The following is a 12422-nucleotide window of genomic DNA, read 5'->3' as shown; positions in this document are numbered from 1 at the left end:
GCGCCTACGGCAGCACCCCCGCCCGGCGGGCCGCCACCACCGCCTCCAGGCGGGTGTGCGCCCCGAGCTTCCGCATCGCCGAGCGCAGGTAGCCCTTCACCGTCTCCGGCCGCAGTCCCAGGCGTGACGCCGCCGTCGCGTTCGTCGCCCCCGACGCCACCGCCGCCAGGACGTCCGTCTCGCGCGGGGTCAGCGCCACTCCCGGTACCGCAGCCCCCGGGGCCGGCGCCGCCGTCGCGCCGGAGGCCGAGCCCAGGCGGCCGCACACCGCGAGCAGCCGCTCCCGCAGCTCCGGATCCGCCACCCGCGGAGCCAGCGCCCGCAGCTCCCCGTACGCCTGCCGCACCTCCTCCCAGGACGGTTCCGAGGGCGGCGGCGTCAGCAGCTGCCGGACCTCGTCCCGTACCGCGAGCGCCTGCTCCACGTCCCGGGCCGCCGCCACCGCCGCGTCGTAGACCCGCTCGCCGATCGGCAGCGCGTCGCGCAGCGCCCCGTACAACACCCCGCGCACCTTGCGGCGCACCACGACCGGCACCGCGATCACCGACCGCAGCCCCTCCGCGGAGACCGGCCCGTCGTACTCGTGCGTGATGTGCCGCGCCGACGGGTAGTCGGTCACCGCGCACGGCCGGGCGAGGGCCAGGCACTTTCCCCCGAGTCCCCAGCCGGTCGAGATCGCGAGCCCGTGCAGCGCCGGGGTCACCGCCCCGTTCAGCTCGGTGATCCGCAGGACGCGGCCCTCGTGGAGCAGCCCCCCGAACACCACCGGGAGACCGGCGGTACGGCGCAGCCGCAGCAGCGCGCCGCGCAGCTCCACCGATTCGACGTGCTCGCGCACCGTTCTCTCCCCGCTGTCCGTTCGGCCGGTAGGCCGGTTCACCCCCGAACGGGGGTAGTGAGACCTGGGTCACCGATTACACGATGTCCGGGACCGGTCCCGCAACGAGGAGGACACATGACGGAAGCGAGCGCGACCAGTGCGACGGAGATGTTCCGGGCCGCCCGGGACTTCCTGCTCCAGCATCGCGAGGACTACGAGACGGCTTACGAGGGCTTCGCCTGGCCCCGGCCCGACCGTTTCAACTGGGCGCTCGACTGGTTCGACGTCATCGCCGACGGCAACGACAGAACCGCCCTGCACATCGTCGAGGAGGACGGTTCCGAGACGACGGCGAGCTTCGCCGAGATGTCCGCCCGCTCGAACCGCGTCGCGAACTGGCTGCGCGCCCAGGGCGTCCGCGCCGGGGACCGGATCATCGTCATGCTCGGCAACCAGGTCGAGCTGTGGGAGACCATGCTCGCCGCGATGAAGCTGCGCGCCGTCGTCATCCCCGCCACCCCCCTCCTCGGCCCCGCCGACCTCCGCGACCGCGTCGAGCGGGGCCGAGCCCGCCACGTCATCGCGCGCGCCGAGGACACCGCCAAGTTCGACGACGTCCCCGGCGACTACACGCGCATCGCGATCGGCGGCGACGGGGTGAGCTGGCTCGGCTACGAGCACGCCGCCCAGGGGTCCGCCGACTTCGAGCCCGACGGCGTGACCTTCGCCGAGGACACGCTGATGCTGTACTTCACCTCCGGGACGACCGCCCGGCCGAAGCTCGTCGAGCAGACCCACACCTCGTACCCGGTCGGCCACCTCTCGACGATGTACTGGATCGGCCTCAAGCCCGGGGACGTGCACCTCAACATCTCCTCGCCCGGCTGGGCCAAGCACGCCTGGTCCAACCTCTTCGCGCCCTGGAACGCGGAGGCGACCGTCTTCATCCACAACTACACGCGCTTCGACCCGGCCCGACTGATGAGCGAGATGGAGCGGCACGGCGTCACCAGCTTCTGTGCCCCGCCGACCGTGTGGCGGATGCTGATCCAGTCCGACCTCGGGCAGCTGAAGACCCCGCCGCGCGAGGTCGTCGCCGCCGGCGAACCCCTCAACCCCGAGGTCATCGAGTCGGTACGGCGCGCCTGGGGCGTCACCATCCGGGACGGCTTCGGTCAGACGGAGACCGCCGTGCAGGTCTCCAACAGCCCCGGCCAGCGGCTCAAGGAAGGCTCCATGGGCCGCCCCAGCCCCGGGTTCCGCGTCACGCTCGTCGATCCGGTGACCGGCCGGGCGGACGTGGAGGAGGGCGAGATCTGTCTCGACCTGTCGGCCAACCCGGTGGGCCTGATGACCGGTTACCACGGCGACCCGGAGCGTACGGCCGAGGCGATGGCGGGCGGCTACTACCGCACCGGTGACATCGGAGCCAGGGACGGCGACGGGTACATCACGTACATCGGGCGTGCCGACGACGTCTTCAAGGCCTCCGACTACAAGATCAGCCCCTTCGAGCTGGAGAGCGCCCTCCTGGAGCACGAGGCCGTCGCCGAGGCGGCCGTCGTCCCCGCCCCCGACCCGCTGCGGCTCGCGGTCCCCAAGGCGTACGTCGTCCTCGCCGCGGGCTGGGAGCCGGGCGCGGAGACCGCGAAGGTCCTCTTCGACCACTCGCGCGCGGTCCTCGCCCCGTACAAGCGGATCCGGCGCATCGAGTTCGCCGAGCTGCCCAAGACCGTCTCCGGCAAGATCCGCCGGGTGGAACTGCGCCGGCTCACCGCCGAGGGCGCCGGCACGGAGTACGCCGAAGGAGAGCTGCGATGACGAACGCACCGAACGCACGGGCCACGGAACTCTCGTACGCGCACGGCGTGTCCGGCACCGCCCTCCTCGGCGACACCGTCGGCGTCAACCTCGACCGGGCCGTCGCCGCCTGGCCCGACCGGGAGGCCCTCGTCGACATTCCCAGCGGCCGGCGCTGGACCTACGCCCAATTCGGCGCCGACGTCGACCGGTTGGCCGGTGCGCTGCTCGGCAGCGGCGTCCGGAAGGGCGACCGGGTCGGGATCTGGGCGGTGAACTGCGCCGAGTGGGTCCTCGTCCAGTACGCCACCGCCCGCATCGGCGCGATCATGGTCACCATCAACCCCGCCTACCGCTCGCACGAGTTGGCGTACGTACTGAACCAGGCGGGCATCTCCCTGCTCTTCGCCACGCTCACGCACAAGACGAGCGACTACCGGGCGATGGTCGAGGAAGTGCGGGGAGGGTGCGCACAGTTGAGGGAGGTCGTGCACTTCGGGGACCCGAGCTGGGACGCGCTCCTCGGGCGTACGGCGGAAGGGCTGCGTCCCGAGCCGCTCTCCTGTGACGAGCCGGTCAACATCCAGTACACGTCGGGGACCACCGGCTTCCCGAAGGGCGCCACCCTCTCCCACCACAACATCCTCAACAACGGTTACTTCGTCGGGGAGATGATCGCCTACAGCGAGCAGGACAGGATCTGCATCCCCGTCCCCTTTTACCATTGTTTCGGCATGGTGATGGGCAATCTGGCCGCCACCTCGCACGGCGCCTGCATGGTGATCCCGGCGCCGTCCTTCGACCCCGCCGCCACCCTCCGGGCCGTGCAGGAGGAACGCTGCACCTCGCTGTACGGGGTGCCGACGATGTTCATCGCCGAGCTCGACCACCCCGACTTCGCCGCCTACGACCTCTCCACCCTCCGCACCGGGATCATGGCCGGCTCGCCGTGCCCGGCGGAGGTGATGAAGCGGGTCGTCGCCGAGATGAACATGGCGGAGGTGTCGATCTGTTACGGCATGACCGAGACCTCGCCCGTCTCCACCCAGACCCGGCGCGACGACGACCTGGAACGCCGCACCGGCACCGTCGGCCGGGTCCTGCCGCACGTCGAGGTCAAGGTCGTCGACCCGGGGACCGGGCTGACCGTGGAGCGCGGCACGGCGGGGGAGCTGTGCACCCGCGGCTACAGCGTGATGCTCGGCTACTGGGACGAGCCGCAGAAGACCGCCGAGGTGATCGACGCCGGCCGCTGGATGCACACCGGGGACCTGGCGGTGATGCGGGACGACGGCTACGTCGCGATCGTCGGCCGCATCAAGGACATGATCATCCGAGGCGGGGAGAACGTGTACCCGCGCGAGATCGAGGAGTTCCTCTACGGGCACGCCAAGATCGCCGACGTCCAGGTCGTCGGCGTGCCCGACGCCCGGTACGGCGAGGAGATCCTGGCCTGCGTGATCCCCCGCGACCCGGCCGACCCGCCGGGCCTCGAGGAGATCACCGCCTTCTGCCGCGACCGGCTCGCCCACTACAAGATCCCGCGCAGGGTGGAGATCCTCACCGAGTTCCCCATGACGGTCAGCGGCAAGGTGCGGAAGGTGGAGCTGCGGCAGCGGTACGGGCAGGGCCTCTAAGGAGCATCCTGGACCTCCTGGACCTCCTGGACCTCCTGGATCTCCTGGACCTCCTGGATCTCCTGGATCTCCTGGACCTCTCGGCGCATGCAGACCCGGGGCCAGACCGACAGGCCGTGTGCCGCCTCCGCGTGGCTGATGGCGCGCAGCCCGTCCGTCAGCTCCGGGTCGGAGTCGGCCAGTGGGCGGAAGCCGAGCCGGGTGTAGTACGGGGCGTTCCACGGGACCTCGGTGAAGGTCGTCAGGGTCAGGGCCGTCAGGCCCTGCTCCCTGGCGGCCGCCGCCAGGTGCTCGATCAGCTCCCGCCCGACGCCCCGGCGGGCGGCGTCCGGGTGCACCGACACCTGCTCGATGTGGGCGGAGCCGTCGACCGTGTCGGCGAGCAGATAGGCGACGGGACGGTCGGCCGTGTCCACCGCCACCCAGGCCCGGCCCTCGCAGCGGTACGCCTCCAGGACGTCCAGGGGCAGGGGGTCGTCGTCGGCGATCGCCGCCATGCCGAGAGAACGGAACGGCTCACCCGCCGCCCGTTCGATGTCCTGGAGCAGCGGGAGTTCGGCCGGAGCGGCCGCTCTGATGCGCATACGACAGTATGGCGCGACGTCAGTGAGCGGTGCGGCCCGTCCCCCCGCCCGGCTGCGGCGGCGGCCGGTTCTCGTCCGGCTCGCGCGGGCGGTCGAGCAGCCCGCCGTCCCGGGAGAACCGGGGCAGGAACAGGGCCAGCGCCGGATCCCCGTACAACGCCACGTACAGCTGGACCAGGCGGCCGTCCGTCACCTCGCGCCGGTGGGCCGGCAGCGGATGCCGTTCCCGCAGGCCGGCGAGCAGGTGCCGGGCTGCCTGTGTGGCCGGCCGCAGACGCAGCAGCGCCACCGCGGCGAGGACCGGCGGCACGGCGACCGCGACGACGAGACCCACGCCGCCGGATCCGCCGGCGTACCCGCCTCCGTGGCCGTGGCGCGCCCAGGAGAAGAGCAGTCCGGCGCCGACCGTCAGCGGGACGCAGGCGAGCAGGGTGCGGGCGGCCCGCAGCCGGGCGGGCGGCCGCAGCAGGCCGGCGCGGCCGAGCTCGCCGTGCAGGGTGTCCACGGCCCGCCGCGCCTCCGGGCGCAGGGCGAGCGCCCGCAGCGCCAGGGCCCGGTGCAGCGCCCCGTGCACCCCGAGCTGTACGGGGTCACGGGTCCGGCCCGGCCCTCCGTTGGCCCGAATCGTACGTTTGCGGCCTGCGGCGACCGCCCCTCGCTGGTGCAGTGCCACGAGCGCGACCGTGACGGCCGCCCGGCGCCCTCCCCGCAGCAGCGCGAGGGCCTGTGGCGGTGGCTCGGCGCCCGCGGGCCACGCTCCGCTTTCCTGGCTGCGGGTTCGCAACAGCACGGCGGCGAGCACCAGTTCCGCGCAGGCCACCCCGATGAACCACCACATCGCCGTCGACATGACGCCACCCCCCGAGGGTGTTGTGCCCGGGGGAGCGTGATCGTCACGCGTGAATGGCCGGTTTCGGATGGCGAGGTCTTGTGGGCGGGCGTGCGGTGCGGGTGTGCGGGGACCGGCGGGAGGGTCAGGCGCCGTCGGCTGCCAGTTCGTCGGCGGCGTGGTTGGCGGGCTGCGGGGTGCCCGTCAGGTCGAGGACGAAGAGCGGGAGGCCGATCTCGGCGGCCCGCTTGCGCGCCTCCGGGGTGTAGCCGGCCAGCGAGAAGAACACGCTCACGCTCGTGTCGGGGGTGCTCAGGCCGTTGAGCCAGAGGCATTCGACGGCCCGCAGCCCGGCGGGCCGCGTGCTCGGATCCACCTGGGCGACGAGCCCCGGCGCCCGCAGGTCCACCCCGGAGGCGGGGCGGTCCTCGGGCTGGACCACGTCCCGGAACCCGAGCCAGCGGAGGTACCCGGCGGCCGCGGCCACCGCGTCCCGCGCGGTCCGGATCGTCACCGGCCGGAAGGCACCCCGCACCGGTCCGGGGCGCGGGGCCGTGGGAGGCAGCGGGATGTGCGCGGGATACCGCTCGGCGAACGTGCGGTGCGCGCGCGCCCGGGGCGGAACGTCCCGGCCGCCCGAAGCCCTGCTGTCGGGGCCGCCCGGAATCCTGCCGTCCGGGCCGCCCGGCGTGCTCCCGTCCGGCGTGCTTCCACCCGGCGTGCTCCCGTCCGGCGCGCTCCCGTCCGGGGCGGCCGGTCCCGGGCCGAACCACTCCGAGCCGGGTCCGAACGCCCGGGGGCGGGCCGGCCCGCCGGGGGCCGCCGCACCCGGCACGCCGGGCAGTCCGCTCGTACCGGGGCGCATGGGCGCCCCTTCGGGCCGGGCACCGAAGGTCCCGCCTGCGGCCGTCGGCGGGATGAGCCCCGGCCCGCGGGGGTCGGTGCCCGGACGCGTACCGGACGGTCCTGAGGGGCCCGACCCGCCCGCCGCGCCCGCGTTCGGCGCGGCCGAGCCGGGCCCGTCCGAGGAGGGAGGGGTGAGGGGCGGCAGAGGGGACGGTCCGGGGAGGGGCCCGCTCCGCTCGGCCGGTCGCGGCGCCTCGGCCCTCTGGAGGGCGTCGGGCCGCGCGTCACCGGCCCCCGTCCCGCCAGGGAGGTCCGGCTTCCGGCGGTCATGAGCCGCCACGTCCCCGGCGCCCGCGCCGACACCCCCGCCCGCGCCGACACCCCCGCCCGCGTCGGCGCCCCCGCCCGCGTCGGGCTCCGTGCCCACGGGCTGGACCGGGACCCGGAGGACCGTGCCGCAGGCGCAGCCCAGCTCCGGGTGGGGCCAGTCGTCCTCGCGGCCGCAGGCGCCGCAGCGGACGGTGACCCATTCGTCCGTCCAGTTCCGGTGCGTGATCGGTTCCGCCGTCGCGCCCGCCGTCACCGGCGGCGCCACCGGGCTCCCGCACGCACAGGGGAAGACCGGCGCCGCGTATGCCTGCGTCCGCTGACACTCCGGGCAGCGCACCGGTACCGACTCAGCCACAACCTCTACCCCCTGTCGTTCCGCCCCATCGTCCACCCATCGGCCACCTCGGGGGAGGGAGTTCGGCCACTTCGCTGATCCCGCGAGGCGGACTTCTCTTGACGGTTCTCCGGGACCCGACCTACATTGCTTCCGTATAGCAGAACAGTATTTCCGCATTACGGAACAACCCTCCCGGGCTCCCCGAGCCGCCGGGTGCGTTCGTCTCCGACCGGCCGAAGCAGGAGCACTCCCATGCCTCGTATGACCGCCGCCGCAGCGGCCGTTGAGATCCTCAAGCGCGAAGGCGTCACCAACGCGTTCGGCGTGCCTGGCGCGGCGATCAACCCCTTCTACCGCGAGCTCAAGAACGTGGGCGGCGTCGCTCACACCCTGGCTCGTCACGTCGAGGGCGCGTCGCACATGGCCGAGGGGTACACCCGCGCCAAGGCCGGCAACATCGGCGTCTGCATCGGCACCTCCGGCCCCGCCGGCACCGACATGATCACCGGCCTGTACTCGGCGATCGCGGACTCCATCCCGATCCTCTGCATCACGGGCCAGGCCCCGGTCTCGAAGCTCCACAAGGAGGACTTCCAGGCCGTCGACATCGCCTCGATCGCCAAGCCGGTCACCAAGGCCGCGACGACCGTCCTGGAGGCCGCGCAGGTCCCGGGCGTCTTCCAGCAGGCCTTCCACCTGATGCGCTCCGGCCGTCCGGGCCCGGTCCTCATCGACCTCCCGATCGACGTCCAGCTGACCGAGATCGAGTTCGACCCCGAGACGTACGAGCCGCTGCCGGTCTACAAGCCGCAGGCCAGCCGTGCCCAGGCCGAGAAGGCCCTCGGCTTCCTCCTGGAGTCCGAGCGTCCGCTGATCGTCGCCGGTGGCGGCATCATCAACGCCGACGCCTCCGACCTCCTGGTCGAGTTCGCCGAGCTGATCAACGTCCCGGTCATCTCCACCCTGATGGGCTGGGGCACCATCCCGGACGACCACGAGCTGGCCGCCGGCATGGTCGGTGTCCAGACCGCGCACCGCTACGGCAACGCGACCTTCCTGGAGTCGGACTTCGTCCTGGGCATCGGCAACCGCTGGGCCAACCGCCACACCGGCTACAACATGGACGCCTACACCAAGGGCCGCAAGTTCGTCCACGTCGACGTCGAGCCCACCCAGATCGGCAAGATCTTCGCCCCGGACTACGGCATCGCCTCCGACGCCAAGGCCGCGCTGGAGCTCTTCGTCGAGATCGCCAAGGAGTGGAAGGCCGCGGGCAGGCTCCCGGACTTCTCCGCCTGGACCGCCTCCGCGCAGGAGCGCAAGGCGACGCTGCAGCGCCGCACGAACTTCGACAACATCCCGATCAAGCCGCAGCGCGTCTACGAGGAGATGAACAAGGCCTTCGGCCCGGAGACCCGCTACGTCACCACCATCGGCCTCTCCCAGATCGCGGCCGCGCAGTTCCTGCACGTCTACAAGCCGCGCCACTGGATCAACTGCGGCCAGGCCGGCCCGCTCGGCTGGACCATCCCGGCCGCGATCGGTGTCGCCACCGCCGACCCGGAGACCCCGGTCGTCGCCCTCTCCGGCGACTACGACTTCCAGTTCATGATCGAGGAGCTGGCGGTCGCCGCCCAGCACAAGGTCCCCTACGTCCACGTCCTCGTGAACAACGCCTACCTGGGCCTGATCCGCCAGGCGCAGGGCAACCTGGGCATCAACTTCGAGGTCAACCTCGAGTTCGAGAACATCAACACCCCGGAGATCGGCGTCTACGGCGTCGACCACGTCAAGGTCGCCGAGGGCCTGGGCGTCAAGGCCATCCGCGTCACCGACCCGGACAAGCTGGGCGAGGCCCTCGAAGAGGCGAAGAAGCTCGCGGTGGAGTTCCAGGTCCCGGTCGTCGTCGAGGCCATCCTGGAGCGCATCACGAACATCGCGATGAGCAAGACGGTCGACATGAGCGACGTCACCGAGTTCGAGGAGCTCGCCACCGAGCCCGGCCACGCGCCGACCGCGATCAAGCCCCTCAAGGTCTGACACCCCTGAAGGTCTGACACTCCTGAAGGCCCCGAAGGCCTGATCCCGGGTGCCACGACACGGCCCCCGTCCCGAGGAGCACCGGGACGGGGGCCGCTCCGCGTGCTAGAAGGCGCCCGCCCGCTGCGCCCGCACCAGCACCGCGCCCGCCTCCGTCCACTCGTACAGCACCGAACGCCCCGCCCGCCCCCGCTGTACGAGCCCGGCGTCCTTCAGCACCTTCAGATGCCGGCCCACCGACCCGAGCCCCTGCCCGGTCAGCGCCACCAACTGGCTGGTGGACTTGGGGGATTCGAGTCGTACGAGCACACCCGCACGCGCCGCCCCGAGCAGGGTGCCCAATGCCTGCGGTACGACCGGCCCCGCCCCGTCCGCCAGGGCGCCCGCGCACGCGTACACCACCGCGAAGCGCTCCGAGCCCTCCCAGGACACCCACCCCGTGTTGGCCGTCACCGGCACGAACAGCAGACGGCCGCCGTCGACCGAACGGGGCGGATAGTTACGGGAGTTGACCTGGAGACGGCCGTCGCCGAGCCAACGCATCTTCCCCGGGCACAGCTCGTCCAGGGCCGCCGCCCAGCCGCCCCGGACCAACTGGGCGGTCCGCGCCACCACATCGGCTTCCAGGATCCGCCGCCGCCGCGGCCACTCCGGCAGCACGGTCTCCCGCCACACCCACGACAGGACCCCGGCCATCCGCTCCGGAAGGTCGCGCGCCGAGCACAGCGGCTCCGGTACGGGACCGCCGAGCGCGACGGCCAACTGCGGTACGGCGGCGGCAGGATCGGCCGCGCGAACGGCCTCGACCTCCTCCTCGAAGGACTGCTCGCCCTCGCCGAGCGGCGTCGGGGTCAGGAAGTCCGCGTTCCAGGTCCGTCCGATCGCGGCCCCGACGAGCAGCCCGTCGAGCGGCTCGGCCGCCAGGCGCGCCCGGTAGGCGGAGAGGTGCCGGGCCAGCCAGGCCCGCTCGCCCGGGTGGGAGCCCGCCGCCGCGTGCAGGATCTTGAGCGCCGCGATCGTCTCGGCCAGCGGTGAGACGACGAAACGGCTGCCCGCGAGCGAGTCCGTACCGATCCGCCACCAGCCCATGCGGCCACTCCGTCTCGTCGGTTTCGCCCCCGAGCGAAACAATATCCTCATGGCCGGGCGCCCCCGAAGCTCCTCGCATGCCCCGCTACCGCGACCTCTTCCGTACCCCAGAGTTCACCCCGCTCTTCCTGACGGGCGCCGCGCACACCGCCGCCCAGACGGTCGTCGGGCTCGGGCTCGCCACACTCGTCTACCGCGCGACCGGCTCCCCACTCCTCTCCGCCCTGGCCCTCTTCGGGCCCTCGCTCGCCCAGCTGATCGGTGCGACCACCCTGCTCTCGGCGGCCGACCGGCTGCCGCCGCGCACCGCGCTCGCCGGCATCGCGCTCTTCTTCGCCCTGGGCACCGCCGTCCTGGCGGTCCCCGGGCTGCCGACCTGGGCGGTCTTCACGATCCTGCTCGCCGAAGGGCTCGCGGCCTCACTCGGCGGAGGCGTCCGCTACGGCCTCCTGAACCAGATCCTCGCCCGTGAGGACTTCCTCCTCGGCCGCTCCGTGACGAACATGGCCGTCGGCGTCTGCCAGATCGGCGGCTTCGCGACCGGCGGCGTCCTGATCGCCCTGCTCTCGCCGCGCGGCACGGTCCTCGTCGGCGCGGGTCTCTACCTCGCCGCCGCGCTCCTCGCCCGCCTGGGCCTCGGGGCGCGGCCGCCCCGAGCCGCCGGCCGGGCCTCGGTCGCCGAGACCTGGCGCACCAACGCGCGCCTGCTCTCCGCGCCCGCCCGCCGCCGCTGCTACCTCGCCCTGTGGGTGCCCAACGGGCTGATCGTGGGCTGCGAGTCGCTCTTCGTGCCGTACGCCCCCGAGCGCGCCGGCCTCCTCTTCGCCTTCGCGGCGCTCGGGATGCTGGTCGGGGACGTGGCCGTCGGCCGCTTCGTACCGGCGCGGCTCCGCGGCCGGATCCGCTTTCCGCTCCAGGCTCTGCTCGCGGCCCCGTTCCTGCTGTTCGCCCTGGACCCGGCGCCGCCGCTCGCGCTCCTCGCGGTGACGGTCTCGGCGGTCGGGTACGGGGCGAGTCTCCTGCACCAGGAACGCCTGATGGCCCTGGTGCCGGAGGAGCTGGCCGGCCACGCGCTCGGGCTGCACACCTCCGGAATGCTCGCCCTCCAGGGAGTGAGCGCGGCGCTCGCGGGCACCCTTGCCCAGTACACGTCACCGCGTACGGGCATGGTGCTGCTCGCGCTCGCCTCGCTCACCGTCACCCTGGCGCTCGCCCGTGCCGACCGGGAGGCCGGAGCGGCACCGCCTAGTGAGGCGCCGTCGAGCGGTGCACGACCGTGTCCTCGCACGGACCGTCGGCGAACAGCTTGAGCGCCTCCACCTCGTCCTTGTCGGCGGAGAGGCCCCAGCGCAGCTTGGTGCTGACCCACTCGCCGACGTAACGGCAGTACCGGGCGTTGTCCGCGGGCACCCACTCGGCGGGGTCGCGCCCGGCCTTCTCCTTCTGGCTGCGGGCCGTGACGGCGACGAGGGTCGCGGCGGCTCCCTGGTCGTTGGCGTACTTCTCGCGCCGGGCGGCGGTCCAGCCGGAGGCGCCCGACTGCCAGGCCTCTTCGAGCGCGACGACGTGGTCCACGCGGAGCACGGCGGGATCGGTGACGTTCTGCCCGTCGTAGTACGAGGTCCACTGGCCCCCGGTCAGGGCGCAGCCCGCGCCGGTCTTCGGGGCGTCGACGGCCTCGGCGACGAGGACCTCGGCGCGGGTGTCACAACCGTCGGCCGGGTCGAGGCCCTGGTTCCAGTGGCTGAACGCCGACTCCTTGTAGCCGTCCGGGTCCTCGGAGGCCTCGGTGAGTTCGGCGAGCGCGTCGGGGAAGAGGATGACGCCGGCGGAGAGCGCGGGGGAGGGGACGGCGAGGGGGGACAGGATCAGCGCGAGCGGCGCGAGGCCGCGCATCAGGTTCTTGATCATGTACCAGTGGATAGCGGCGGTCGCGGGGCGCACGGGGAGAGAATCGCGGTGCGCTCCTCCGAGCGGGTGCGGATCTTCACCGCAGAAACGATGCGCTGGACGTCCGTACGCCGTACGCCCGTACAGACGAAGAAGAGCGCGGAACCAGGGACCGTAAACCTGGTTCCACGCTCTCCCGTTGTACCCGTCCGACGGCACG

At 72.9% G+C, this 12422-nt stretch carries 10 protein-coding genes; 4 read left to right on the top strand and 6 right to left on the bottom strand.

Features of this window, described 5'->3' with window-relative positions; genetic code table 11:
- Nucleotides 1–4: 4 nt before the first annotated feature.
- Entirely contained in the window at nucleotides 5–838 is an 834-nt protein-coding gene (locus tag ACIBG6_RS30835; protein WP_399225974.1) for a response regulator transcription factor, read from the bottom strand.
- Nucleotides 839–955: 117 nt separating this feature from the next.
- On the opposite strand from ACIBG6_RS30835, the gene ACIBG6_RS30830 reads away from it, so the two are divergent.
- Nucleotides 956–2641 (top strand): AMP-binding protein, encoded by a 1686-nt coding sequence (locus tag ACIBG6_RS30830; RefSeq protein ID WP_399225973.1) that lies wholly within the window; start codon nucleotides 956–958, stop codon nucleotides 2639–2641.
- Nucleotides 2638–4257: an AMP-binding protein gene (locus ACIBG6_RS30825; protein WP_399225972.1), complete on the top strand. Its 1620-nt coding sequence runs from the start codon at nucleotides 2638–2640 to the stop codon at nucleotides 4255–4257. The genes ACIBG6_RS30830 and ACIBG6_RS30825 overlap by 4 nt, the downstream gene beginning before the upstream one ends.
- On the opposite strand, the gene ACIBG6_RS30820 is transcribed toward ACIBG6_RS30825, so the two are convergent.
- The 3 genes from ACIBG6_RS30820 to ACIBG6_RS30810 all read right to left on the bottom strand — a co-directional run bounded on the left by ACIBG6_RS30820 (nucleotide 4254) and on the right by ACIBG6_RS30810 (nucleotide 7111).
- Nucleotides 4254–4841, bottom strand: coding sequence for a GNAT family N-acetyltransferase (locus ACIBG6_RS30820; protein WP_399225971.1), 588 nt, complete (start codon nucleotides 4839–4841; stop codon nucleotides 4254–4256). The two genes, ACIBG6_RS30825 and ACIBG6_RS30820, sit on opposite strands and share 4 nt — an antisense overlap.
- Nucleotides 4842–4860: 19 nt before the next feature.
- On the bottom strand, nucleotides 4861–5691 hold the full coding sequence (locus ACIBG6_RS30815) for a TIGR04222 domain-containing membrane protein (protein ID WP_399225969.1): 831 nt from the start codon (nucleotides 5689–5691) through the stop codon (nucleotides 4861–4863).
- A gap of 124 nt (nucleotides 5692–5815) precedes the next feature.
- A complete protein-coding gene (locus ACIBG6_RS30810) occupies nucleotides 5816–7111 on the bottom strand; it encodes a hypothetical protein (RefSeq protein ID WP_399225968.1) in 1296 nt (431 codons plus the stop codon).
- 324 nt (nucleotides 7112–7435) lie between these two features.
- Here ACIBG6_RS30810 and gcl point away from each other — a divergent pair, with 324 nt between their 5' ends.
- Nucleotides 7436–9223: a glyoxylate carboligase gene (gene gcl, locus ACIBG6_RS30805; RefSeq protein ID WP_399225967.1), complete on the top strand. Its 1788-nt coding sequence runs from the start codon at nucleotides 7436–7438 to the stop codon at nucleotides 9221–9223.
- A gap of 105 nt (nucleotides 9224–9328) precedes the next feature.
- Here gcl and ACIBG6_RS30800 read toward each other — a convergent pair whose 3' ends face one another.
- Entirely contained in the window at nucleotides 9329–10312 is a 984-nt protein-coding gene (locus tag ACIBG6_RS30800) for an ArsR family transcriptional regulator (RefSeq protein WP_399225966.1), read from the bottom strand.
- A 77-nt stretch (nucleotides 10313–10389) separates the two neighbouring features.
- Here ACIBG6_RS30800 and ACIBG6_RS30795 point away from each other — a divergent pair, with 77 nt between their 5' ends.
- Nucleotides 10390–11622 (top strand): MFS transporter, encoded by a 1233-nt coding sequence (locus ACIBG6_RS30795; protein ID WP_399225965.1) that lies wholly within the window; start codon nucleotides 10390–10392, stop codon nucleotides 11620–11622.
- Here ACIBG6_RS30795 and ACIBG6_RS30790 read toward each other — a convergent pair.
- On the bottom strand, nucleotides 11558–12223 hold the full coding sequence (locus tag ACIBG6_RS30790) for an HNH endonuclease (protein ID WP_399225964.1): 666 nt from the start codon (nucleotides 12221–12223) through the stop codon (nucleotides 11558–11560). The two genes, ACIBG6_RS30795 and ACIBG6_RS30790, sit on opposite strands and share 65 nt — an antisense overlap.
- Nucleotides 12224–12422: the final 199 nt, after the last annotated feature.

The sequence above is a fragment of the Streptomyces sp. NPDC050842 genome (assembly GCF_044456565.1).
GTDB lineage: Bacteria > Actinomycetota > Actinomycetes > Streptomycetales > Streptomycetaceae > Streptomyces.
This window is presented reverse-complemented; position numbering and strand designations above follow the sequence as displayed.

Excerpts from the sequence above, each read along its gene's own strand:
- ACIBG6_RS30830 (WP_399225973.1), top strand. The coding sequence starts at position 956 with ATGACGGAAGCGAGCGCGACCAGTGCGACGGAGATGTTCCGGGCCGCC.
- ACIBG6_RS30825 (WP_399225972.1), top strand. The coding sequence starts at position 2,638 with ATGACGAACGCACCGAACGCACGGGCCACGGAACTCTCGTACGCGCAC.
- ACIBG6_RS30820 (WP_399225971.1), bottom strand. The coding sequence starts at position 4,841 with ATGCGCATCAGAGCGGCCGCTCCGGCCGAACTCCCGCTGCTCCAGGAC.
- ACIBG6_RS30815 (WP_399225969.1), bottom strand. The coding sequence starts at position 5,691 with ATGTCGACGGCGATGTGGTGGTTCATCGGGGTGGCCTGCGCGGAACTG.
- gcl (WP_399225967.1), top strand. The coding sequence starts at position 7,436 with ATGCCTCGTATGACCGCCGCCGCAGCGGCCGTTGAGATCCTCAAGCGC.
- ACIBG6_RS30800 (WP_399225966.1), bottom strand. The coding sequence starts at position 10,312 with ATGGGCTGGTGGCGGATCGGTACGGACTCGCTCGCGGGCAGCCGTTTC.
- ACIBG6_RS30795 (WP_399225965.1), top strand. The coding sequence starts at position 10,390 with ATGCCCCGCTACCGCGACCTCTTCCGTACCCCAGAGTTCACCCCGCTC.
- ACIBG6_RS30790 (WP_399225964.1), bottom strand. The coding sequence starts at position 12,223 with ATGATCAAGAACCTGATGCGCGGCCTCGCGCCGCTCGCGCTGATCCTG.